The sequence below is a fragment of the Bacillus kalamii genome (assembly GCF_047238185.1).
Lineage (GTDB): Bacteria > Bacillota > Bacilli > Bacillales > DSM-1321 > Bacillus_AD.
In genome coordinates, this window is the sequence record NZ_JBDFMI010000006.1 from 170,445 (window position 1) to 195,448 (window position 25,004).

The 25,004-nt window shown below is 46.1% G+C and carries 23 protein-coding genes; 12 read left to right on the forward strand and 11 right to left on the reverse strand.

What is annotated here, in order from left to right; genetic code table 11:
• The first annotated feature begins 88 nt into the window (after window positions 1–88).
• Window positions 89–421: a helix-turn-helix domain-containing protein gene (locus ABC357_RS18655; protein WP_412889106.1), complete on the forward strand. Its 333-nt coding sequence runs from the start codon at window positions 89–91 to the stop codon at window positions 419–421.
• Window positions 408–1,010 (forward strand): class D sortase, encoded by a 603-nt coding sequence (locus tag ABC357_RS18660; RefSeq protein WP_412889107.1) that lies wholly within the window; start codon window positions 408–410, stop codon window positions 1,008–1,010. Before ABC357_RS18655 ends, ABC357_RS18660 begins: the two co-directional genes overlap by 14 nt.
• A 127-nt stretch (window positions 1,011–1,137) precedes the next feature.
• Here ABC357_RS18660 and ABC357_RS18665 read toward each other — a convergent pair whose 3' ends face one another.
• Window positions 1,138–3,507 (reverse strand): DUF6359 domain-containing protein, encoded by a 2,370-nt coding sequence (locus tag ABC357_RS18665; RefSeq protein ID WP_412890072.1) that lies wholly within the window; start codon window positions 3,505–3,507, stop codon window positions 1,138–1,140.
• Between the two features lie 396 nt (window positions 3,508–3,903).
• Here ABC357_RS18665 and ABC357_RS18670 point away from each other — a divergent pair, with 396 nt between their 5' ends.
• Entirely contained in the window at window positions 3,904–4,530 is a 627-nt protein-coding gene (locus tag ABC357_RS18670) for an HD domain-containing protein (protein ID WP_412889108.1), read from the forward strand.
• Between the two features lie 51 nt (window positions 4,531–4,581).
• On the opposite strand, the gene ABC357_RS18675 is transcribed toward ABC357_RS18670, so the two are convergent.
• Window positions 4,582–5,208, reverse strand: a complete 627-nt coding sequence (locus ABC357_RS18675; protein ID WP_412889109.1) for a GntR family transcriptional regulator — start codon at window positions 5,206–5,208, stop codon at window positions 4,582–4,584.
• A 250-nt stretch (window positions 5,209–5,458) separates the two neighbouring features.
• Here ABC357_RS18675 and garR point away from each other — a divergent pair, with 250 nt between their 5' ends.
• The 3 genes from garR (at window position 5,459) to ABC357_RS18690 (ending at window position 9,271) form a co-directional block, all read left to right on the forward strand.
• Window positions 5,459–6,346: a 2-hydroxy-3-oxopropionate reductase gene (gene garR / locus ABC357_RS18680; protein WP_412889110.1), complete on the forward strand. Its 888-nt coding sequence runs from the start codon at window positions 5,459–5,461 to the stop codon at window positions 6,344–6,346.
• Window positions 6,347–6,372: 26 nt separating this feature from the next.
• Complete coding sequence (locus tag ABC357_RS18685) at window positions 6,373–7,791, forward strand: four-carbon acid sugar kinase family protein (protein ID WP_412889111.1); 1,419 nt, start codon at window positions 6,373–6,375, stop codon at window positions 7,789–7,791.
• A gap of 157 nt (window positions 7,792–7,948) precedes the next feature.
• Complete coding sequence (locus ABC357_RS18690) at window positions 7,949–9,271, forward strand: gluconate:H+ symporter (protein ID WP_412889112.1); 1,323 nt, start codon at window positions 7,949–7,951, stop codon at window positions 9,269–9,271.
• 148 nt (window positions 9,272–9,419) lie between these two features.
• Here the strand turns inward: ABC357_RS18690 and ABC357_RS18695 are convergent, their stop codons facing one another.
• The 8 genes from ABC357_RS18695 to bshB2 all read right to left on the reverse strand — a co-directional run bounded on the left by ABC357_RS18695 (window position 9,420) and on the right by bshB2 (window position 19,596).
• On the reverse strand, window positions 9,420–10,874 hold the full coding sequence (locus ABC357_RS18695; protein ID WP_412889113.1) for an APC family permease: 1,455 nt from the start codon (window positions 10,872–10,874) through the stop codon (window positions 9,420–9,422).
• A gap of 217 nt (window positions 10,875–11,091) precedes the next feature.
• Window positions 11,092–12,588 (reverse strand): APC family permease, encoded by a 1,497-nt coding sequence (locus ABC357_RS18700; protein WP_412889114.1) that lies wholly within the window; start codon window positions 12,586–12,588, stop codon window positions 11,092–11,094.
• Between the two features lie 125 nt (window positions 12,589–12,713).
• A complete protein-coding gene (gene xsc / locus ABC357_RS18705; RefSeq protein WP_412889115.1) occupies window positions 12,714–14,483 on the reverse strand; it encodes a sulfoacetaldehyde acetyltransferase in 1,770 nt (589 codons plus the stop codon).
• 26 nt (window positions 14,484–14,509) lie between these two features.
• The gene (locus ABC357_RS18710; protein WP_412889116.1) at window positions 14,510–15,874 is read right to left on the reverse strand and encodes an aspartate aminotransferase family protein; all 1,365 of its coding nucleotides are present in this window, start codon (window positions 15,872–15,874) and stop codon (window positions 14,510–14,512) included.
• Between the two features lie 29 nt (window positions 15,875–15,903).
• Complete coding sequence (gene ald / locus ABC357_RS18715) at window positions 15,904–17,037, reverse strand: alanine dehydrogenase (RefSeq protein ID WP_412889117.1); 1,134 nt, start codon at window positions 17,035–17,037, stop codon at window positions 15,904–15,906.
• Window positions 17,038–17,251: 214 nt separating this feature from the next.
• Window positions 17,252–17,977 carry a GntR family transcriptional regulator gene (locus ABC357_RS18720; protein ID WP_412889118.1) on the reverse strand — a complete coding sequence of 242 codons (726 nt, stop codon included), beginning with the start codon at window positions 17,975–17,977 and terminating at the stop codon, window positions 17,252–17,254.
• The gene (locus tag ABC357_RS18725) at window positions 17,965–18,900 is read right to left on the reverse strand and encodes a selenium metabolism-associated LysR family transcriptional regulator (RefSeq protein WP_412889119.1); all 936 of its coding nucleotides are present in this window, start codon (window positions 18,898–18,900) and stop codon (window positions 17,965–17,967) included. The genes ABC357_RS18720 and ABC357_RS18725 overlap by 13 nt, the downstream gene beginning before the upstream one ends.
• 12 nt (window positions 18,901–18,912) lie before the next feature.
• Window positions 18,913–19,596, reverse strand: coding sequence for a bacillithiol biosynthesis deacetylase BshB2 (bshB2, locus tag ABC357_RS18730; RefSeq protein WP_412889120.1), 684 nt, complete (start codon window positions 19,594–19,596; stop codon window positions 18,913–18,915).
• Between the two features lie 266 nt (window positions 19,597–19,862).
• Here bshB2 and ABC357_RS18735 point away from each other — a divergent pair, with 266 nt between their 5' ends.
• The 4 genes from ABC357_RS18735 to ABC357_RS18750 all read left to right on the forward strand — a co-directional run bounded on the left by ABC357_RS18735 (window position 19,863) and on the right by ABC357_RS18750 (window position 22,928).
• On the forward strand, window positions 19,863–20,507 hold the full coding sequence (locus ABC357_RS18735) for a general stress protein (RefSeq protein WP_412889121.1): 645 nt from the start codon (window positions 19,863–19,865) through the stop codon (window positions 20,505–20,507).
• Window positions 20,508–20,699: 192 nt separating this feature from the next.
• Window positions 20,700–21,119: a universal stress protein gene (locus tag ABC357_RS18740; RefSeq protein WP_412889122.1), complete on the forward strand. Its 420-nt coding sequence runs from the start codon at window positions 20,700–20,702 to the stop codon at window positions 21,117–21,119.
• 141 nt (window positions 21,120–21,260) lie between these two features.
• Window positions 21,261–21,692 carry a MerR family transcriptional regulator gene (locus ABC357_RS18745; protein WP_412889123.1) on the forward strand — a complete coding sequence of 144 codons (432 nt, stop codon included), beginning with the start codon at window positions 21,261–21,263 and terminating at the stop codon, window positions 21,690–21,692.
• A 39-nt stretch (window positions 21,693–21,731) separates the two neighbouring features.
• The gene (locus ABC357_RS18750; RefSeq protein ID WP_412889124.1) at window positions 21,732–22,928 is read left to right on the forward strand and encodes an MFS transporter; all 1,197 of its coding nucleotides are present in this window, start codon (window positions 21,732–21,734) and stop codon (window positions 22,926–22,928) included.
• A gap of 50 nt (window positions 22,929–22,978) precedes the next feature.
• On the opposite strand, the gene ABC357_RS18755 is transcribed toward ABC357_RS18750, so the two are convergent.
• Entirely contained in the window at window positions 22,979–23,131 is a 153-nt protein-coding gene (locus tag ABC357_RS18755; RefSeq protein WP_412889125.1) for a hypothetical protein, read from the reverse strand.
• 388 nt (window positions 23,132–23,519) lie between these two features.
• On the opposite strand from ABC357_RS18755, the gene ABC357_RS18760 reads away from it, so the two are divergent.
• Entirely contained in the window at window positions 23,520–23,741 is a 222-nt protein-coding gene (locus ABC357_RS18760; protein ID WP_412889126.1) for a hypothetical protein, read from the forward strand.
• Between the two features lie 19 nt (window positions 23,742–23,760).
• The gene (locus ABC357_RS18765; protein ID WP_412889127.1) at window positions 23,761–25,002 is read left to right on the forward strand and encodes an efflux RND transporter periplasmic adaptor subunit; all 1,242 of its coding nucleotides are present in this window, start codon (window positions 23,761–23,763) and stop codon (window positions 25,000–25,002) included.
• The last annotated feature ends 2 nt before the right edge of the window (window positions 25,003–25,004 follow it).

The following is a 25,004-nucleotide window of genomic DNA, read 5'->3' on the forward strand; positions in this document are numbered from 1 at the left end:
GACATGGGTTCATCCGGCCTAGTCCAATGAGATAAACATGTCCACAATGATGAACAAAAATAGGAATAGAGAAGAAGGAGCGGCCTATATGATAGGAGAACGTATTAAAAAATGTAGAAAAAAACGGCATTTGACACTAAACCAACTGGCTGATCAAACAGGGATTTCCAAATCATATCTGAGCAATATCGAACGGGGGCTTCAGCAGAATCCCTCATTGAATGTCCTTTCGAAAATAGCTGCCAGCCTGGATGTGAAAGTTGAAGATTTGCTGGGAACAAAACCGGCCAAAATCGATCTTGAACCAGGTTGGGTTGAATTACTGCAAGAGGTGCAGGAGCAAGGGATTACATTAGAGGAATTCTCTTTCATTCTCGGTTTTATCAAATACCGAAAAAGCATTGCTGATGAAAAAAAATAAAATATGGACGGTAATTGGCGCAGGCATGCTGTCAATCGGCATTGGAATGACGGGTTATACGCTATGGCAAATGAATATGAATAGCAGAAATCAACAGGAGGCACTTGAAAAAATCCAAACTATTATTGAAGAGAATAAGCACTCTACTGTCGATCCACCTGCCATAACCACCAGCCAGAAAAAATGGAAGACCGGTGATGTAATTGGCATTCTTGAGATTCCTGGCATACAGAAGGAGCTGCCGATTGTGGAGGGCACAGACGAGGACGACCTGGCAAAAGGAGTCGGACATTATGCGCAGTCTTCATTGCCTGGGGGACGTAATCAAATTCTATTGTCAGGGCACCGGGATACCGTATTCCGGCAGTTGGGGACGTTAAAAACCGGTGATGCTTTACTATATAAGGATACAAATTCAACCTATGAATATACCATCTATAAAACCTATATCGTCAAAAGCAGCAACAAAGAAGTCATCCGCAATACAGCACCCGAAGAAATACTGACATTATCCACCTGCTATCCCTTTTATTTTGTCGGCGACGCCCCCGATCGGTACATCATTGAAGCAAAGAGAAAAACAGAATGAGCAGCGGCGCAAGCCAGTGGATAACTTACAATAGCAGCAGGAAACATTTCTGTTCGCAACAAAAGAGATCGAGTGTTGACCACTCGATCTCTTTTCTGAGTTTCTCCATCTGTGAAGAGGTATTCCTTTATTTCCCGCTTAGTTCCGTCTGGATCAGCACAGGATCATGGTCGCTCGCACGGCCGTGCTGCTCCATGAATTGCGAGTTGATATGGACGATGTCCACTTTAGTGGATGAAGCCATATTTTTCGTCACAAGTATATGATCCAGCACTTGTGCATTTCCTTGGTAGGAATACGTATATCGTTTTTTCGCAGGTACTTCATTGATCATATCCGTCAATTCCTTGCCGGCAACTGCCTTCAATGGATTGGAGAATTCAAAATCGTTGAAGTCGCCGAGCAGCACGACATTTGCATGCTTGTCTTTTGCTTTTACGTCTTTAACGAAGCCGTTGACAATGTTGGCGATTTTCATGCGCTGTACTTCGCTTGACAGCAATGGAGGCTGGTTCTTGCCGAATAGCGGCTGATCCCCGCCCTTTGAATTGAAGTGGTTGGCCACAACGATGACACTTTTTCCGTTGAACAGGAATTGGGCCGCTAATGGCTTACGGCTTGAAGCGAAGGCTTCATTGGTCGGATCGATTCGTCCCGGGTTCAACGTTAGTTTGCCGTTTGCAAATCCGACGCTTTCTGTCGCACTTCCCTTTTTGCCTTCTGCAAGCGTGACACGTTCACTGTTGTAGAGGAAGCCTACACGGATGTTTCCGCCTGGCGCTCCTCCATCTTTGTTGTTCTCTGGAGCGATTTCAGTAAATGCATACGCTGGTCCGCCCAATGCTTTGATTTTAGCAGCAAGGACTTTATAATTTTCCGTCGCATCGGTTGTACCCGTATCGGCGGCTCCATCATTGTCCTGCACTTCTGTCAATCCGATGATATCCGGCTGATTCAAATTTTTCACGATCGCAGTCGCCAATTTCGTTACTTTTTCATCGCTGTCTTTTGCAGAGAAATTCTCTACATTGTAAGAAGCGATCGTCAATTTCTTCTCTTTTTTCTTAATGGAAGTTGTTTCTCTTGAGGTTTTGCCTTCTTTGAACTCCGGCAAATTGTCTTTCTTTGTTTTCACACGGAAATTGCTGTAGCCGTAGCTGACTACGCCCGTAATGCTTCCTTTAAAGGAATCTCCTGTTTTGGCTACAAAGGATTTATCGGCTATGTCGACGATGACACGCTCTGGATTGAAATCCTTTTCGGTGATGCGCAAGCCGCCGGCATCTGTCGTTGTTTTCACCTTGCCAGGCACGACATATAGTTCACCGTAGTTTTGAGGAGCGATGATTTTGGCATCCTTGATTTCAACAAGCATTCCTTCTAGGCTTTCGTAAAAATCGATTCCATCCTGGTTTGGATCGAATATGGCAAATGCATCATTGTCAATGATTTCCGTAGGCTGTTTACGGTCTTTTCCGATTTCGATTGCGTTCGGCAAAGCCTGTCCGCTCTTTTCAACAGTGATGGAAGATGCATTGATTTCAGTCACTGACAAATCTGTCAGAAGCTTCTCTGAATATCCAGACAATACTTGCTCCTTTACCTGTCCGTTTACTTTCACTACATCACCGACCTGCAGTCCGTGTTGCTTCTTATATATAAGAAGGCCTTCTGAGGTTCTATCATCCTTATCCGGTTTTTGATCCTGGATATAGGCATTATTGGCATCATCTACATACGTGACGATTCCTTCGACATCGGCCACATAAGCATGTTCATATGGAGATATGTGGGACGCTCCCTGAATATCATGGATCCGCAATCCTGTCTTGCCCACTTTATAAGCGAATGTTGACACATCGCTGTTCTTTAAACCAGATTGAACAACAATTGTTTTGATGGTCATATCTTGATTGACCACAATCGGTTCTTTATAAACAGGGCTGCTTTCAGTCGGTGCGCTTCCATCCACAGTATAATGGATCTGGGCGTCGGCATTTTTCGCGCTCAAGCTTACAGCCGCTCCTGCTTTCACTGCACCTGCAGCCGGTGATGCAACCGCTTCTTCCGCTTTTTGAGGAGCGCCTTCCTCTATGAATTCAATCTTGGTTGGCGACTTCAAGCCAGGCACAGTAAAATACGCTTCCAAGCTGCCATTCACTGAAATTTTCTTCCCGATATTGGCCGGATTGCTATTTAATCCGAAAGCCGCCCGGAAGCTTGATGTCAGCTGTACTGGCAAAATGTTAGCCGGATCCTTCTCATTCGGCGAATCAGCGATCGCTAGATTGTTATCATCCTTGAAAGGAGCGCTGAATACATACGATTTCGAGCTGGAGGTATATCCGACAATATAGCCTTCCACCGTTCCTGTACCACTGTTGTTCTTAATGGCATCAGCAACTGTCATAGCAGCATCGGCTTTTGATACTAATGTCTGCGATGTAATCCCGAAACTGAGCAGAAATACCAAAAACAGAATGAATGTCTTTTTCATGCCTTTCATGTCACACTCTCCTCTATATTTGTATTTGGTTTGGCCAGTAAAGAAACAGAAAATATGTATGCGATGTCTAGCTTTGGATTTTACTGGTCAAATTTCATTCTGCATGTCGAAACATGTACCAACAAGTGCTAGAAGGCGGAGAATGCAAACGGTTTCTTTAGGTCTTTATACCTATAACCATTTACCTTTCTGCCCTTGTTCTATGTAGCCAATTTATGCCTTTAACTCCTTTTAGCTTGGCAATCACTGACTGAATCATGTATGATAGCAAGAAACTTAATTTTCAGTGTTTTCCCCTCAACGTTCGTAAATGAACAAAAAAGGGTAAAGACTGGATAATTCCTTACCCCATAGAGGATGCTTAATAGATCGGAAGGAGAGTTTGCCATGGGAATACACGCCTATTTTAAAAGCTTGACCAAGTTGGAGCGGATTGAACGCTGTCCGGGAGAATTTATGTTTGAACGGCATACAGTTGCCAGCCATTCATTCAAGGTGGCACAGTATGCCCAGTTCCTCGGAACAGTCGAAGAGAAAAATGGAACAGTGATCGACTGGAAACTGCTCTACGAAAAAGCACTCAATCATGACTACCCTGAGATTTTCATCGGTGATATTAAAACACCGGTTAAATATTGGACACCTGAATTAAGGGCAATGCTCTCGACAGTCGAAGAAGGCATGACAGCCAAATTCATCGATACGGAATTTCCTGAAGAATATAAGGACATATATAGAGGGCGGCTGAAGGAAGGCAAGGATGACAGCATTGAAGGATTGATTCTGGCGGCTGCAGACAAAATCGATTTGATATACGAGGCTTTCACTGAAATACAGCGCGGCAATGCAGAGCCTGTTTTCGTCGATATGTACCATGATGCACTTATTGTCATCAAGCATATAGACCTTGCATCCGTCCGTTACTTCATTGATGAAGTTCTGTCCGAGCTCGTGAATGAGGATATCATCTCGACAGTGGACATACGAAAAATTACGGAAGCAGCCTTACATTAAAAGAACGCAAGGGCCATCCCCTTGCGTTTTCCTATGCCTGAAGCTATATATTCAATGGCGGTCTCCGAGTAAATGAAGGCAGAATACCATATCGGCCTGCAAATGTTCCTTCATCAATTGTTCTGCCCTTTTTCCATCCCGCTCCTTAATGGCATCCAATATTTGCTGATGCTCTTCAATGAGCTGCGGGCGATTATAAAAAACAACCGTTTTTCTGAACAGATAGATAATGGATTTCATCCGGTCAATAATATCGATCATGACTGGATTATTGCTGGAACGTACAATAATATCATGGAATTGCTCATTGGCGACCATAATGTCCTCTTTTGTCCCTGTATGTCCGATGCGGACGCATTCCTGCAGATCAGCCACCCCTTCTTCATCTAAATAAGAGGCTGCACACTCAGCTGAATAGCCCTCCAGCAGGATGCGTACCTGGAACATATTGCGCAAGTCCTTTTCGGTTGGCTGCACGACCTTTTTCTTAACGATTAAGCCTTCATTTTCAAGCATCCGTATGCTTTCGCGGATCGGTGTCCGGCTTACTCCCAAGTTCGCCGCTACCTTTTCTTCGACCATTTTGGCCCCTCCAGGCAGCTCTCCATTCAGGATTTGGTCCCTCAGTATTTCATAGCATTGTTGTGATGCAGACCGTGAATGTTCTTTTTCCAACAATGGTTTCACCCCATTCTAATCATTGCAATGATTTTATCATATCAAATATGAGTTCTATTACATACAAAAGGATATCGAATGGATCCTTTTTTGATTAAATTGTATACATTTAATTATTTTTTGTATACATTTTTAAAAATTTAGTATACAATCTACACTGTAAACAGAATTGTTACCGTTTTCAAAACGATAAGTCTATTTTTAAGCAAACAAACACAATATATGAACGAATGAAGGGTGGAGAAACATCATGACAACAAAGATTGGGTTTATTGGGTTAGGCATAATGGGGAAGCCGATGTCATTGAATCTTCTCAAAGCAGGCTATGAAATCACCGTCTTCGATTTAAATACGGATGCTGTGAATGACGTCGCTGACGCAGGAGCAATGAAAGCTGTTTCGCCAAAAGACGTAGCGGCAAACAGCGAGATCATTGTTACCATGCTTCCAGCTTCAAAGCATGTAAAAGAAGTGGTCGCTGGAGCAAACGGGATATTGGAAGGCATACAAAAAGGGGCCCTGATTATTGATATGAGCTCCATCACTCCTGCTGTAACAAAGGAGTTGGCGCTTGCCGCACAGCAATTAGAGGCAGATATGATGGACGCACCTGTAAGCGGTGGCGAACCGAAAGCCATCAATGGTACGCTGGCCATCATGGTTGGCGGCTCCAAGGAAAGCTTTGAACGTGCTCTTCCTGTCCTTCAGGCAATGGGAAGCGATGTAACATTGGTCGGCGAAAACGGCTGTGGCGTGACGGCCAAGTTGGCTAACCAAATCATGGTGAATTTAAATATCGCAGCGATGTCAGAGGCGCTTGTACTGGCGGCAAAAATGGGCATCGACATTGAACAAATGTATAAAGCAATCCGAGGCGGCCTTGCCGGAAGCTCCGTACTTGATGCAAAGGTACCATTGATTCTGGAACGGAATTTCAAACCGGGCGGACGCATCGATATTAATATGAAAGACATTACAAATGTGATGGACACTGCGCATGAGTTCGATGTGCCGCTTCCACTTTCCAGCCACCTGCTTGAAATTTTCCATGCCTTGAAAGCAGATGGAAAAGCAGGCGATGACCATGGCGGCATTGTCCAATATTACGAAAAATTAGCCAACATCACTGTTCAATAAGAAGAGCTTCTATGGGAGGGGACATAATGAACGCAGATATTTTAACCGCACAGAAGGAGATCGACCGTAAAGCCATTGATGGATTATTGCAGCAATCGCTTCAAGATCTCAATAAAAAAATCATTGTTCTGGATGATGATCCAACTGGAGTCCAAACGGTGCATGATATTTCTGTCTATACCGATTGGACAGAAGAAAGCCTGACAAAAGCTTTCCAGGAAGAGAATTCAATGTTCTTCATCCTCACAAATTCACGGGGATTTACAGCAGCTGAAACAGAGGCGGCCCATACGGATATCGCCAATATGGTTGTGAAGGTTGCAAACGCGCAAAAGAAGGATTTTCTCATTATCAGCCGGGGCGATTCCACCCTTCGCGGCCATTATCCGCTCGAAACAGAAACGCTGAGAAAAACAGTGGAAGCTGCGACAGAGAAAGTATTCGACGGTGAAATCCTTCTTCCTTTCTTTAAAGAAGGCGGCCGATATACAATGAATAATATCCACTATGTCCAAAATGGAGATGAGCTGATTCCGGCAGGCGAAACTGAATTTGCGAAGGACCGGACATTCGGCTATACAAAGTCGCATTTGGGCGAATGGATTGAAGAAAAAACAAACGGGGCATATAAGGCCGCAGACGCTGCCTATATTTCTTTGGACGATATACGCTCCATGAATATCGATAGCATTACCGGCCAATTGATGAACGTAAAAGATTTCGGAAAAGTCATCGTAAATGCGATTGATGAATATGACGTCAAGATTTTCACGATAGCTTTGGTCAACTGTTTGAAAAAAGGGAAAAATTTTCTATTCCGCTCTGCCGCGGCACTGCCGAAGGTCATTGGCGGCGTGGACAATCGCCCTCTTCTTACAAGAGAAGAGCTAATCAAAGAAGAAACAGGCAACGGCGGCCTCATCATCATCGGCTCCCATGTCAAAAAAACAACCGAGCAGCTGGACGAGCTGAAGAAGCTGGAAGACATTACATTCATTGAATTCAACAGCCACCTTGTCCTTCAGAAGGATAAGTTCAAAGAAGAATGCGACCGTGTCATAGAAAACTGCGAAACGCTCATTTCTTCAGGAAAAACAGTCGCAGTCTATACAAGCAGGGAGCGTCTGGATCTCGGGCCTGACCGGAAGGAAGAAGAATTGAAAATGTCCGTCGAAATTTCCGATGCAGTGACAAGCATCGTCACCCGCTTACAGGTGAAGCCGAATTTCTTAATCGCCAAAGGAGGCATAACCTCCTCCGATGTCGGCACGAAAGGCCTTCGCGTCAAACGCGCTACCGTCCTCGGTCAAGTGAAACCGGGCATCCCTGTTTGGCTTACCGGAAATGAAAGCAAATTCCCGGGCATGTCCTATGTGATATTCCCCGGAAACGTAGGAACAAAAACAGATTTAAAAGACGTTGTAGACATGCTTCAACACAACTAAGAGGATTAATAGGCCCGGGCGGTATTGGGGACTCTCCCCTTCCGCTGGCGGACCTATAATTCAAATCAGGATATTGGTTTGAATGGGATAGGGAGAAATAATCACGCAGGATCCTGGATGAGGATCTTTGCCAAATACATCAGAGAAGAGGGATGACATGCCAATAGTCTATATCTGTATTGGGGTAGCCATTTTGCTATTATTAATGGTGGTCTTTAAGTTAAACGCTTTCATTTCATTGATCGTAACCGCTTTGCTTGTCGGAATTATGGAAGGGATGTCTCCGATTGATGCGATGACTTCCATCAAGAACGGTCTTGGCGGGACGCTCGGAAGCCTCGCCTTGGTTATCGGCTTCGGGGGGATGCTCGGTAAACTGATGGCTGATTCCGGCGGCGCCCAACGAATTTCATCAACATTGATCAAAAGCTTCGGCGTCAAGCGCGTCCAGCTTGCCGCTGTGCTGACAGCCTTCGTTGTCGGCATCGCCTTATTCTATGAAACTGGTTTTGTTGTATTGATTCCATTGGTATTCACAATCGCTCTTGAAGCAGGAGTGCCTATTTTATATATCGGTATGCCGGTTGTGGCCGCACTCATTACCGTCCACGGCTTTGTTCCGCCGCACCCAGGGCCGACAGCAATCGCCAATATCTTTCAAGCGAATCTGGGCAAAACATTGCTTTATGGAATTATCATCGCTATTCCTGCCGTTATTATCGGCGGGCCCTTATATACAAAGTTATTCAAGAAGGAATACCTCGAAGCGGATATTCCGAAGGAGCTATTCAATCCAAAGCATTTCAAAGATGAAGAAATGCCTGGATTCGGCGTTTCTGTCTTTACTGCTTTAATTCCTGTCATCCTAATGGCCATCCAGGCCTTTGTTGAAATCTGCATGCCTGATTCATCCATCATGCCAATTGTCACTTTCTTGGGAGATCCCGGTGTCGCCCTTCTGATCGCCGTCATTATCGCTATCTTTACATTCGGCATCAACCGCGGCAGAAAGATGAACGATGTCATGAAAACCATTACGGAATCAGTTGCCTCCATCGCTATGATTCTATTGATCATCGCAGCGGGCGGCGCATTCAAGCAAGTATTGATCGACAGCCATGTAGACAAGTATATCGCTGATATCATGGCGGGCAGCTCACTGTCCCCATTATTACTGACTTGGTTGATTGCAGCAATATTGCGGGTATCGCTCGGTTCGGCCACTGTTGCTGGAATGACCGCAGCGGGCATTGCCGCGCCGCTCGTCGGTGCAACCCATATCAGCCCTGAATTAATGACGCTCGCTGCAGGTGCCGGAAGTATGACATTCTCACATGTGAATGATGCAGGCTTCTGGATCTACAAGGAATACTTCAATATTTCCATCGGAAAAACATTCAAGACCTGGTCCATCATGGTTACAATCATTTCCTTGGTCGGCCTTGCCGGAGTCTTATTAATTAATATGTTCATAAGCTGATAGGAACCCTCAGTATTGTCCATGTCAAAAAGCGTGGAGCGGAGTATGACATCACTCCCCTCCACGCTTTTTTTCTTCCCAGGCCGCTATAGGCTTCTCTAAAAAGGAAAGGCAGGAGTGAAAATCCATTCCCGCCTTTCCTATTCCATCACCAATTTGTTTTTTCACCCGAAATGCTTTGCCCGAGAATATTGAAGTCCAGCTCTTCTTTATCCATCGCCATATATTGCTTCCGTTTAACCATAAAGAAGATGATCCCCAAGACAATCCATATAACTAAAGCAATAAGCGATGGTATTCCCATGAATGACGGAGAACCAGGTATGAGCAATAACCCAAGAAATACGATACTGGACACGATTCCTATAAGACTGAGCGCCTTCTTAAAAGGAGCAACCGGTTTATCGGCACCCAAATCCTCCTGTCTCCACCGGAAAAGCTTATAGGCCGAGCTGCATGTATATAAATAAGCGATCGTCACTCCGACGGACGACATATCGACAATCCACATCAATACTTGGCGCCCGAACCACGGAGCAATCAAGCAAATGAGGCATGTTACGATGATGCCGGCATAAGGAGTCCCGTATTTAGGATGCAGTTTGGCGAAGACATCAGGCAAAATCTTCGCCCGTCCCATGGAGAACATCAAACGGCTTGCCGATACGTAAAATCCATTCGCTCCTGTCAGGATGCCCATCAACAGAGATATGACCAGACACACCGATCCAATGATGCCCAATGTCGATGAAACGACGTCTGCTGTTCCCCAGGCCGGCTTCCCTGCCACAAGCTGCTGCCACGGCATCGCAACAGAAGTCGCGATAATCATGAACGCATATAGCACCACTGCGAATGCCAAAGAAGAAATGATCAGACCAAACGCTTTCCTTGGTGGAAAATTAAATTCCTCAGCCGCCTGCGGGATATTATCGAAACCCACATAGGCCCAAGGCGCAATTGCCATCATGACAAGAACGCTGGAGAGGATGGATATATCCGGATTGAACAGAGGCTTTACGTTCGAAATGCTTGTATCAGGATGCAGCAGCATAGAAGCTGTCAGGAATAGAATTCCCAATACGAGGACTACACAGAAATAAAACTGCATTTTTCCGGAAAAAGAAGTCCCTTTTATATTGAATGCCGCAAATAGGATGAGGGCAAGACTGACGATGATTATTTCCCCTAAATACACATCCCAGTTGCCTACTTTATAGAGGAAAAAGGTATTGGTCACCTTTGGTATAATAAATTTCCCCAACAACGCGATGGCCGATGCATTCAGAGCGACAATGCACACATAGGCCAATGTCAAAAACCAGCCGCATATAAAGGCATGGATCCGTCCAAAACCTATATAGGCATATGTAAATCCCCCTCCGGAGACAGGATGTTTCTTAATTAATTCTCCGTAGCTGACAGCGATAACCATCATGAGCAGCCCACCGGCCGCCAGTCCGATAATCGCCCCCAACGGACCGGACTCGCCAATCCATTCGGCAGGCATTATGAAGCAGCCCCAACCGATAGCGGACCCTAATGCGATGGCCCAAACCCAATGCTGCTTAAACGTCTTCTGCAGTTCCACTCTTTCACTCATTAATGATCCCCCTGTTAATTCCGTAAGATTTATGAATAATTACTTCTATTGCACATATATCAAAAGTAAAAACCTATTCTGCTTGAAATAGGGATAAATACCTAAACATTTTAGGGAAGCAATTCTTCACGGCACATGCTCTATCACCATAGGCAAGCAAAATAAAAAGTGTTCCGGCAGTAGGCAATAGACTGTTCCCGGAACACTTCCTATCTATCTATTTATCTACCGTGATAAAAGCTGGATCGGCGGCAAGCCCTTCTTCAGCCGACTCCTCCTCGGCTCCTTTTTTACCGAGGATATAGAAATCCAACGTTTCCTTATCCAATTTCATATATGTTTTTTGCTTTACAATGAAGAAAATGATGCCTAGGCCTGTCCAAATGGCCAAAGCAATCATAGAAGGCACTCCCATGAAGGATGGCGATCCAGGGATTAACAGAAGGCACAGGAACGCAATGCTCGAGATAATGCCGACCAGGCTGATTGCTTTCTTAAAAGGCGCAACCGTTTTCTCTGAGCCTATATCCTCCTGCTTCCAACGAAATAGCTTGTATGCGGAACAGCAAGTATATAAATAAGCAATTGTCACACCGACAGATGACATATCGACAATCCACAATAATACTTGCCGCCCAAACCACGGAGCGATCAGGCAGATCAGGCACGTCGCGATAATGCCGATATGGGGCGTCCCATATTTAGGATGCAGCTTGGCGAAGGCGCTAGGCAAAATATTCGCCCTTCCCATGGCAAACATCAATCGGCTGGAAGAAACATAAAACCCATTCGCACCTGTGAGAATGCCCATCAATACCGATAAAACCAAAAAGATGGAGCCGATGATCCCGAGTGTCGATGAAACGACGTCCGCTGTACCCCACACCGGCTTGCCGGCGACCAACTGCTGCCAAGGTACCGATACGGCGCTGGCAATGATCATGAATGAGTAGAGGACAATGGCGAATGCCAATGAAGAAATAATCAATCCGAATGCCTTCTTAGGCGGAAAATTGAACTCCTCCGCTGCCTGCGGTATATTATCGAAGCCCACATAAGCCCAAGGCGCCATCGCCAATATGATTAGAATACTGGAGAATACAGAAATATTCGGGTTGAAAAGCGGTTTTGCATTGGAAAGGCTTGTATCAGGATGCAAAAGCATGGAGGCGGTCAGAAGAATGACACCCAATACGAGAATGACACAAAAGATAAATTGCATTTGCCCGGAAAAAGAAGTGCCTTTAATATTCAGAAAAGCAAAGATGATCAGCGAAACGCTGGCAATGATGACTTCACCCAAATAAACCTCCCAGCCGCTCACCTCATACATGAAAAACAGATTGGCCACAGACGGAATTACAAATTTGCCCAAAAGTGCCATTGCGGAAGCATTCAAAGCGACTATACATACGTAAGCCAGCGTCAAAAACCAGCCGCATATGAAGGCGTGCACCCTGCCGAATCCAAGGTACGCATATGTAAAGCCCCCTCCGGATACCGGATATTTCTTAATCAATTCCCCGTAGCTGACGGCAATGACCATCATGAGTAGACCGCCTATCGCCAAGCCTAATATGGCTCCTAATGGCCCTGATTTCCCCATCCATTCAGTTGGGAGGACAAAACAGCCCCAGCCGATTGCCGACCCTAAAGCGATTGCCCACACCCAATGTTGCTTAAATGTTTTTTTCAGCTCAACCCTTTCGTTCATTGCTTCTCCTCCTAAAAATGCTGTAATCATTTCAGGCACAGATTTTATTTTTCGTTTCCACCCTAAAACCCAGTAAATAAAGATACAAAAAGGGGCTTCGCAATCGAATAGCCCCTTTTTCATTTTTACCAGTTACGGTGATCCAAATGTGCATATTTAGGCAGGATTCTTGTTGGCAGATGCAGGGCGTCCTTACGGAATGGAGGCGCCAGCTGTGTGCCATCGACCTGGATATCAATGACAGTCGGTTTGTCTGCATGCAAAGCGGTTTGAAGCGCTTCGCGCAAATCTTCCGGTGTATCGACACGTACACCGTTTGCTCCCATGCTGATGGCGACATCTGCGAAGTTCGGCCCTTCAATATCTGCTCCCACAAAGCGGTTATTATAGAAGTCGACCTGGTTTTTCTTCTCGGCACACCATGCACCGTTATTGAATACACACGCAACGATCGGCAGCTTTTGCTCGACGGCAGTGCTTACCTCATGAAGGCTCATGCCCCATGCGCCGTCGCCGACGATTGCCACGACCGGTGAATCCGGCTCGGCCAATTTCGCTCCCATGGCAGCAGGATAGGCAAAACCGCAGTTGCCGAATGTCAATGCAGCCAAATGCTTGCGCGGCTTGCTGAATTTCAAATAAGCATTGGACGTGGAAGAAGTGTTGCCGATATCAGATGACACGATTGTATCCGCTGTAATCGTTCTGGAGATTTCCAAAAGCGCACGTCTAGGGTTCATCGGTTTGCCCGGCACCATAGCGAGGTCTACCAATTCTTTCTCCCATGCTTCTTTCTCCTTGGCCACATCTTGAAGCTTGCTCTCGTTTACTGCACGCTTGCCGCCGCTTTCCTTCATGCGCTTCAATATCTCATCCGTTGCATCTTTGGCATCGCCAAGAATTCCGACTTCCACAGGATGGGTACGGGCTATATTGGCATGGTTGATATCGATTTGAATGATCTTGGCATGAGTCGGGAAGTAGTCGATATCGTAGCAAGGCAGTGTTCCGAATACAGACAGGCGAGTTCCGATCGCCAGGACAACATCCGCTTCCTTCAGTGTATTCATCGCCGCCTTTGAGCCCATATACCCGATCGGCCCCACGGAAAGTTCATGGTCATAAGGGAAAGCGTCGTTATGCATATAAGAGACAGCAACAGGTGCAGTCAAATAGTCAGCGATTTCCTTCACATTATCCACTGCGTCTGCATCGACAGCGCCCCTGCCTGAAATAATGACGGGATTTTTGGCAGCCAATAGTTCTTGGACTGCTTGATCGATTGCATTGGAATCGCCGTATCCTTTTTTCTCTACACGATACTGATGCGGTTCAAGGATATAATCCTCCACCTCGCCATAGAAATAATCACGCGGAATATCATAAAGGACCGGCCCTCTTTCCGCGTAGGCAAGCCGGAAAGCCGTGCGAAGGCAGTCTGCTACCCGGCTTGGGTGTGTGACGCGCACTGTCGCCTTTGTGATTTTATCGAAGACCGATACCTGGTCGCATTCCTGGAAGCCGTCCCAGCCAATCGTCTTAGTTCCCGCGGAAGGGGAAATGATGACCATCGGAGTATGGGCCATGTTAGCTGCTGCAACCGAAGTGACCATATTTGTGATTCCCGGGCCATTCTGCCCCACAATGACACCGGCTTTTCCCGTCACACGAGTATAGGCATCCGCCATGTGGGCCGCACTCTGTTCATGGCGGACCGGAATGAATTCAATCTCAGCCGCCGGAAGCAGATCAAGCATATCCATGAACGCGGAACCGAGAATTCCATAAATCTGATCGATCTTCTCTGCCAATAAAGTCTCAACTATTGCTTCACTTGGCGTCATTTTCACCTTTTGCTTACTCATTACCTTTAATTCCGTTTCTGCTTTTGCCATTTGAACACTACCTTTCTCTATTTCGATTAGTTAATGGATGCGAATGCTTGATTGACCGTTTCAATAAGGAAATCCAGATCCTCTTCCGTCGATGATAGCGGCGGAGCGATGATCAGCACATTATTGAAGCCAGGGACGGTATCCCCATTCCGGCCGATAATCAGACCCTTTTGTTTGCAGAAGCCGATGATTTTCGTAATCAGCTCATCGGAAGCCGGCTTCTTCGATTCTTTATCCTCTACCATTTCGATTCCATACAAGAAACCGGCATGGCGGACTTCGCCGACATTCGGGTGCTTCGCCAATCCCTTTAAACGGCCGAGATGGCTTTCGCCCAATTGCGCAACTCTTGAAACGATTTGTTCCCTTTCGATAATCTCGATATTTTTCAAGGCAACCGCACAGCTTGCCGGGTGTCCGCCGTATGTGGAGACATGGCGGAGATGATTATCGCTGTCATTGCCTTTGAATTTTTCATAAATAGACGATTTCACAGCTGTCGCGCCTAATGGCAGATAACCGCTTGTGAGCCCTTTCGCCATCGTGACGATATCCGGCTGGACACCTTCCGAATGCATGAACCCGAACATCTTTCCGGTGCGGCCGAATCCTGACACAACCTCATCCATAATGAGCAGGACATCATGCTTGCGGCATATTTCGGCAACCCTCTGTAGATACGAAGGAGATGGAACAATGACTCCTCCCCCGGAGATAAACGGCTCCATGATGACACCGGCAACAGTTTCAGCACCTTCCCAGTTAATGACCTGGTCGATAAAATCGGCTGCCGCCTGGTCGCAATCCGCCACTCCCTCCCCAAAAGGATTACGGTAGCTATATGGCGGCGGCACATGCAGGAAGCCCGGAAGCGCAGGATCATATTTGACACGGCGGTTCGCCTGGGCCGTGGCACTAAGGGCGCCCAAGGTGGAGCCATGATAGGCGCGATACCGAGAAATGAATTTATATTTACCCGGATTGCCGTTTTGGGCGTGGTATTGCCGGGCGATTTTGAATGCTGTTTCATTGGCTTCGGATCCGCTGTTCGAGAAAAAGGTTTTGTATGAATCGCCTAGGAGTTCGCTGATTTTGGCTGAGAGTTCAATTGCTGGAAGATGGCTTAAGGTGAGTGGAAAATATGAGAGTTTTGACATTTGTTCTGCGGCTGCATCCACGATTTCTTTTCTGCCGTGACCGACGTTCAGGCACCACAATCCGGATACCCCATCCAAGTATGATTTGCCGTTGATATCGGTAAACCAGGAGCCTTTACCCGATTCCGCTATGAAAGGCGCTCCGCCTTCCACATGGCGGCTCATTGCGTGCCACAAATGGTTATTATCCTTTTGGGCAAGCTCCTCGGCATTTTTCAATTTTACAGTTTCCATCGTATTCCCCCTTCGTTATCGTTTTTCGATTATAATCCTGCCGGAACAGATTGAAGCAGCTTCTGGAATGGATAGCATACAGCTTTATAGGTTTGGGCTACCGCCTTATGCGTGATCCGCCCCTTGAATGTATTCAAGCCTTTTTCCATCGGTAGGCTGGACAGAAGCGCTTTTTCCAGCCCTTTGTCTGCCAGCTGGATTAAATATGGCGTCGTCACATTCGCCAGTGCGAAAGTGGACGTTTTGCTGACGGCGCCAGGAATATTCGGCACTGCATAATGGACCACTCCATGCTTCGTATAAGTCGGTTCTTCATGCGAGGTGATCCGGTCGATCGTTTCAATAGAGCCGCCCTGATCGATGGCAACATCAATAATGACCGAGCTCGGGTCCATTTTTTCAACCATCGACGATGTAACGAGCCGCGGGGCTTTCGCTCCCGGTATCAATACCGCGCCGATCAATAGATCCGCCGCAATCACTTCCTGCTCGATATTGAACGGGTTGGAAATGCACGTCTTGATCCGCCCGGCAAATTGATCATCCAACTGGCGCAGCCTTTCAGCGCTTATATCGAGGATGGTGACATCGGCTCCAAGCCCGGCTGCCATTTTGGCTGCGTTTGTCCCGACAACTCCTCCTCCGATAATGGTCACCTTAGCCGGCTTGACCCCCGGAACTCCCCCCAATAGAATCCCTTTGCCGCCATGCATCTTCTCCAGGAACTGGGCTCCCAATTGGACGGACATTCTTCCGGCAATTTCGCTCATCGGAGTCAATAGAGGAAGCGACCCGTTATCCAATTGGATCGTTTCATAGGCAATCGCTGTTACCTCCCGCTGCAGCAGTGCCTGAGTCAGTTCAGGCTCGGCGGATAAGTGCAAGTACGTGAATAATATCAGCTCTTTCCGGAAAAATCGGTACTCCTCTTTTTGCGGCTCTTTCACCTTCACAACCACGTCTGCCGCCCACACCTCATCAGCCGTATCTACAACATGTGCTCCTGCCTGTCTGTACAAGTCATCCGTTATGCCGCTTCCTGCACCCGCCCCCTTCTGTACAAGCACTTGATGGCCGTGTTGTTTGATAGCGCTTACACTAGCGGGTATAAGAGACACCCGGTTTTCATTATTTTTAATCTCTTTTGGAACTCCAATAATCATGTGCCCACTCCCCCATTCGTATCGTGATTTCGTTTGCATCATAAATAAATGAAATGTTATCAGGACGTCCGTACCAGTTCGGTTAAGGAACTATAAGGTGATTAAATCATACAGTTACATAATATTCAATATTTTCTGTTAATATTATCTATCGATATTTCCAACTCTATTTATCGGAAAATCGAATGAATCAAATTCCTCCTGATCTAGCATTTCAGCTGTTTTTCTTTGAAAGCTTCATCCGGAATGAGTACAAATCCGCCCGGAAGCTGCCGACATAATATTCAATGATCCGCCCTTGTTCATCGCTTAATATACGCTCTGTAATCAATGCAAAAGCCTCTGCATCAACCTCGAGCAAACATGCATCTTGCTTCGACAACGGTGCGCACGCAATGACCTGCTCTGCTTCCTCCAGCTGTATATGCAAATTATGTTCCAATATATCGTATAAAGTCCCTTTATCTATGTCATACCGGGCTAGCTTTTCCCCTATTTCCACCGGATAATACTGGACTTCAATAGCGAGCGGCAGATCATTGGCATACCGCAGACGTTTGATGAAGTACGCTTCTTCATCCTGAATCGCATTAGAGACGTCGGCAGGCGTTTTCACAATGCCGTGCTCCAATAGTCTGGCATCTGAAGCCATGCCCATCTTCTGTATCGTTTCAGTGGTGGAGCTGATGCTTCCAAGCCAATCCTGTATCGGCTTGCTGGATACAAATGTACCCTTCCCATGCACCTTTTCGAGTATCCCTTCATGGACCAAATGGGAAACCGCCTCACGGACAGTGCTTCTGCTCACCTGATATTCCTCCATTAATTCACGCTCGCTCGGAATCTTTTCACTGTATGATCCATCCTGGATGAGGGATTCAATTTTCAATTTCAGCTGAATATGCAATGGAAGCGGATTTTTTGGATCTAATTTTTCCATGTCTGACATCCTTTCTTAGTTGGGGCATTCAATAACAGTCCCTTTTTCTCAAAAAGCTCGAGCATTTTTCGGCTTGTCCGCTGCAGTCCTTCTTCTACATATACCATATAAAATAATCTCTTCAGTTCCAGGCCTTTTACGTTGATTTCCTTCAGGATACCTAGGCGCAGTTCCCTGGCTACCGCCGCTTCCGATAAAATACTGATACCCATATCCGCCTCAACTGCCGATTTAATCGATTCGATATGCTCGAGCTCCATCACAACCGATAATTGTTCAAAGTCAAAACCGTCCCTGCTTAAATATTCCTCCATGACCTGCCTGGTCCCGGAGCCTTTTTCCCGATTGATGAATGGAAGTGCGAACAATTCTTCTTTTGTGATGTCTGCCGCATTTAGCCACTTGGAATGAGGGGATGCGACCACAATCAGCCGGTCCTCCCGAAAAGGCTGCATCTTCACATGCCGATAGGGAACAGATGATTCAATGAAGCCAAGATTGAATTCATGGCGGCCCAATTGCTCGATAATATGCTCTGAATTGCTGATTTTCAGGCTGACATTCACAAATGGATAGTGGCTTTTGTAAGAAGCTATATGGAACGGGAGAATATATTCTCCGATGGTCAGGCTGGAACCTAATTTTAAATGGCCGGACAGCATATCCTTGCTGCTCTCCATCTCATTGTATATTTCGTTCATCAGCGAAAACAGCTTTTCTACCTTCGGATACAGCAATTGCCCCGAATGCGTTAAGTCTACTTTTTTGGTCGATCTGTCGAATAGCCTCGTATCAAGATATTCTTCCAAATGCTTAATATGGCTGCTCACTGTTGACTGCGACATATGGTTTTCCTTGGCTGCCTGTGAAAAATTCCTTGTGTTGGCGATCGAATAAAATAGTTTAAAGGATTCCAGATTCATAGATTTCCTCCCTCATCTGTTATTTTGCCGATACGTCCATAACCGTTCAAACCCTAAAAAGTCCCTTGACTCTATATCCTCCTCGCTCATCCGATGATAGAACGAAGACAGGACAGGAAAGCTTTGTGTTTTATGAGCCTTGATGGCGGCTATTTTCACAGGCAAATACGGCCTGACATCATAGCAAATATCTGGCTCTCCCAATTTTTCCACAGCATCATGTGAAAAAGCGATGCCATGGAATGGAGGACGGACGGCAATATCGATTTCTTTCCAAGCTGCCGCTACGGCTTCCGCCACCGCTTCATGATCGGGATGGACCGAATGCCCGGGATAGAAGGATAATAGGCGGGTCGGCTTTATTTCATGCAGCAGACGGGCCACCTCTTCTTTCAAGCGATCATCCAGTTCGAATTCCAATGTCTTATCGCGGTAGCCGAGCAATATCAATTGTTGGATGCCCAATAAAGAGGCAACAGCTTCCATTTCTTTTCTTCTGATACTCTTCAATGATTCTCTTGTTGCAAAAGGTGAAGCACCCATATTCCTGCCCATTTCCCCTAACGTAAAGAGGGCATATGTGACAGGAATCCCTCTCTCCCTGCACATGGCGATAGTTCCTCCCAGCCTGATGGCTTCATCGTCCGGATGGGCAAGAATAATGAGAACATGGTCTTTTTTTCCAATAGTCGTCATTGTTTTGGCCCTCACTTACAGTTTTCTGAAAATTACTTACGTTAATGATAGCAAAAAATGGGATTTATTTCAGTTTCATTTTTAGAAAAGCACGAGGAAAAAGGGTTTACCGAATCGGACGTATTGGCCGGCTTCTTCCCCTCTTAACAATCGGTTTTTATTAATCAAACGTTTGATTAATTCCCGGCGATCCCTTCCCATGGCAGTTTAATATGAAGCCTGGCGGGTATACTCTAAGTAAAATCATGTACGAAGGAGGATCTAGTATGGATAAGTTTGTATATGGTGTCTACAACGATAACTATGAAGTATTGCGTGCAATCGAAACGTTAAAATATCAGGGTTGTGATGGCAGCCAGATCACTGTGCTCGCGAGGGATGGAGAACTGGTCTCCTTGACGGAGGAAAAGGAACCGGATGTAAAGATGGTCACCACTACTACCGAAGAATCATTCCTGGACAAAATCATGAGCTTTTTCTCTTCAGACGGCATGGGGCAAATCGACAGACAGCTTTCCGCCTGCCATTTGACACAGGAAGAAACACATTCTTATAAGCGTGATTTGGAATTAGGCAAAATCCTGCTGCTCTTGAACCGAAAAACGCCTTTCCATAATAAATTGCAGCCAGATGGGGATGATTCTCCCACCCTCCAGACAATGGAGCGTTACAATGCCGGTCTCGGACTGCGCGACTATCCGGAACCCGAGCCATACGAAATCGGCCGCCACGCCACAACTGAAAGCACCTTCGAGCAGGAAGAAGAAGATGCCATAGATCCGCATATCCAGGCAACCGCACCCGAAGAAGAAAAACGGAAAAAGGATATGAATGATTCTGAATATGACCCCGACAATGATGAAACACCGGATCCGTACTTAAAGAACAACACAAATGTTACTAACTTATGATGTTCTAGAAAGAAAATAAGATGACAGCAAAAAAACCATTAACCCTTCGATGTTAATGGTTTTTTCGTGTTTTGCACGCGATTCACATTAGTTGACAATTCAGAAGAAGAGGAATAATCTAATTCAGTAATTACAGTTTACGTTAACGTTAGATTTTTTGAATACCTATTCTTTTTGAAGGAGTTGACAGCCATGTATGACAAAATTCTTGTTCCGTATGATGGATCGGAAAGTTCAACGCGTGCATTGGAAGCCGCCATCGAGTTGGCTAAAAGTGTAAAAAGCTATTCTGTTTTCACTGTTTTATACGTTGTCCAGGAGATTCCAGTGGTCGAGACGACCGGATTGGCCGGAGATGTAGAAGGCATTTTGGAGGAAGAAGGCGAAAAAGCTGTCCGCCCTGTCATGGAACTGTTGAAAAAAGAGGGCATAACAGCCCAACCAATCTATGTCCACGGCGAACCGGCAGAAGCAATCTGTGACCAAGCGAAGCAATATGACCTCGTTATTATGGGAAGACGCGGCCTTGGGCCATTCAAGGAAATTGTCCTCGGTTCAGTCAGCCATAAGGTCATCCAAAACAGCGAATGTCCTGTAATGGTCGTTAACTAACCAATAGATACAGCTTTGTGGCGGTAAAATACAAGACATTTTGTACCACCGGATTCTTAACAATACCCGGGATTCCATTTTTCGCTTAAACTCCTAGGTATTACAGGCATACTGTCATAAAGCAGCAAAAAGGAGAAAAAAATGGATTATTTAAAGATTGATGAAGTAGCAAAGCAAACAGGATTAACGAAAAGGGCCATCCGCTATTATGAAGAAATCGGATTATTGGAAACGCCCCAGCGCACGGATGGAGGCACCCGGCTCTATACGGAAGAGGATATCATTTTTTTGCAGCGATTGATTCTGGCGCGTGATGTACTTGGGTTTTCGCTGAATGAACTGCAGCATTATTTGAAGGAAAGCCAGGCATTGGAATTAGACCGGACCGATTACCCATCCATTACAGATCCGCTCCAGCAACGGGATAAACTGGCCAAAATGGTTAATAGCATCGATAAACAAGTGGAGATGCTGATCGAAAAAACGAATAAAATCGAAAAAGTACGGAAAGAACTTGAGCATTTGCGTGAACGCGCAACTACTAAAATTCAGCAAATTGACGGTGATCAATAAGAAAAATACGTACGAACAAAGAAAGTTGGGATTCATTATATGCAACCTGGTCAACAAGACTTAAACATTCAAACAAAAACGGCGAAGCAGCCGAAAGCCGTATGGGCTGTTGCCTTCGCCTGTGTTATATCATTCATGGGGCTCGGGCTGGTCGATCCGATCCTGCCTGCCATCGCCGACGGATTGAATGCCTCCCCCAGTCAAGTGACGCTATTATTCTCAAGCTATAATTTAGTGACAGGGCTCGCCATGATCATTACAGGCTATGTATCCAGCCGGATCGGAGCCAAAAAAACATTGCTTGCCGGTCTATCGCTCATTATTATCTTCTCGGCCCTTTGCGGCTTTTCCGGCAGCATCAATCAACTGATCGGATTCCGCGGCGGCTGGGGACTGGGCAATGCCTTGTTCATGGCTACAGCACTAGCCGTTATCGTGGGTGTTTCAACCGGCGGTACAGCTAAGGCAATCATTATGTATGAAGCAGCTCTTGGCCTAGGGATTGCTGTTGGCCCACTATTGGGCGGAGAATTAGGTTCCATCTCATGGAAGGGCCCTTTCTTCGGTGTAGCTGTCCTTATGGCATTGGCTCTATTGGCGCTTGTCTTTATGCTGCCGAACATTCCAAAGCCGGCAGTCAAAAGTTCCATGAAGGATCCGTTCAAGGCGCTTGCTCATCCGGGACTCGCCACTCTTGCTACGACTGCTTTTCTATATAACTTTGGATTCTTTACATTGATGGCTTATACGCCATTCGTCATGGATTTAAGTGAAAGAGGGCTCGGCTACGTGTTCTTTGGCTGGGGCATTTTGCTTGCCTTTACCTCTGTATTCGTTGCACCGAAGCTCGGAAAACGATTCGGAACATTGAAGTCAATGTCAGGCGCACTCACATTGTTCGCCATTTCATTGCTTGTAATGGGACTATTCAGCACATCATCCATTACAGTCATCATTTGCGTCATCATTGCCGGAGCCTTCCTAGGAACAAACAATACGCTCATTACGACAGCAGTTATGGAAGTAGCGCCGGTGGAACGCTCAGTCGCTTCGGCTGCCTACAGCTGCGTCCGCTTCATTGGCGGAGCGGTCGCTCCATGGCTTGCCGGCAAGCTGGCTGAATGGTTCAATCAGCAAATGCCTTTCTATGTAGGGGCAACAGCGGTCATCCTTGGTGTACTGGTCGCTCTAATGCGCCGCAAGCATCTGCAAGGAATCGAAAATGCTGGACATTAATAGCAAACGAGAAAAGGGACTCATCCGAGTCCCTTTTCAATTGCTTGCCATTATTGATTCTGGCAGGTACGCCTTCTATTCGCCGGCTTTTCAACCAACCTGATTGTTGATCCGCTTGAATCAAAAAGGATTGAAAAAATGAAAGCAAACAGATAAGCAAAGACAGTATTGATGCCCGCAACTATTTTTATGAACCGTCTCAAAAGTCCGCCTCCTTATGTAAAATATAGTATATTCTTCCATTATAAAGGAATCAGGAATCAATATGCATCATTTTTCATAAAAGAATCTTCTTTATTCCTTAGGTGTCTGGCATTCAATAAATAAAATGATCTATTACCCAAAAATGACCGAAAGAGGGACGATTGCTAAACGGAATCGCCCCTCTTTCTTTATGTATATAAAATAAAATTCCCCCAGCTAAAAGTTACCACTTTGTTACACACTTCCATCCACTTTTTTCATATATTGTTCCATTTTTCGTCATATCCCTTTCCTATACTTTACTTAACGAAAGAGTGACCCTGTCTTTTGAAGGCGATCTCTTCCATAAAAAAGAGCAGTCGATATGCTCACAGGAGGTTAATCGGAATGGAAAAATTCAAGAAGAACATGGTGGCCATTTTGTTATCCATCAATTTGGTCCTCGGTTTGCTGGCGACGGCAGGCGTCACGTACCTGATTGTCCAGCAGCAGAACGGCCCTGAACGCGGAGAGCAAATGGGCAACAGAGGCACACCGCCGCAAATGAACCAGAATCAAGATCAGAACCAAAATAATTCAACATCTGGCAGCTCATCAGATATGCAATGATCAGGAAGGATGAATGACGTTGAAAAAATGGATTTTTATTTCAGTAATTATCATACTTATCATCGGCGGGTCATCCTGGTTCCTGCTGCAAAAGAAACAGGAAAATGCCGAGGGTGACGAACGGAATACCCAAACAGCAACCGTCAAGAAAGGCAAGCTAGAGATAGCCGTCAGCGGTTCAGGGTCTATTGCGGCCGCCACGGACCAAGATGTCACGGCAGCCAATACAGTGCTTCCGATTAAAAGCATCGCGGTAACTTCAGGAGAATCCGTGTCTAAAGGAGATACACTCCTGACTTTCACGAATGGGGAAACAATCACTGCCCCCTATGATGCCGAGATTGCATCGATAGCCGTCAAAAGCGGAGGCTATGCCTCCCAGGGAACCATCCTTATGCGTCTGACGGACGATGATGACTTCACAATGCCGATCACACGCGGCACAAGCACAAACAGCTCTGCGGGTGAAGGCGGATCAGCAGGAGGTGGAAGCCTGACAGTGGATACAATAAAAGTCGCGTCAGGAGACAAAGTCACGAAAGGACAAGCCATAGCTTCCTTTACAGACGGCAGCCTGCTATTGGCTCCGGCAGCCGGCACACTTACATCCTTAAGCCTATCCACCGGGGGTACAATCAGCACCAGCGATGCGATCGCACATATTACCGATTACACTCATTTACTGACGACCATTTCAGTGGATGAATTAGACATTTCAAAAGTGAAGGTCAACCAGGAAGCTGAAATCACAGCCAGCGCCTTTGAAGATGAAACTTTCAAAGGAAAAGTCACATCGGTCGCTTCTTCCGGTTCATCAGAGAACGGCACTTCTTCGTTCGATGTGAAAATCACCATCACCGATCCTAAATCATTGAAGGTCGGCATGTCGACTGAAGCAAAAATCGTCATTGAAAGTAAAGATCAAGCCCTTTATGTCCCAGTGGAAGCAGTCTATACAAAGGGAGACCAAAAATATGTACTTGTCCCTTCCAATAATGGAGAAAGCACTAAACAGGTCACCGTTGAAACAGGCCTTACAAATGATACCTATACGGAAATTACGAAAGGCCTGTCGGAAGGTGATAATGTTCAAGTGCCGCAGGTTAAGTCAAGCAGCAATTCTTCCAAAGGCGGAATGATGATGGGAGGATTCGGTGGCGGACAAGGCGGCGACATGCCATCGGGAGGCCCTCCAAGCAGCGAAAACAGAGGATCCGGCGGCAATAACGGACCTTCCGGCAGCGGACAAAGGGGGAATTGATA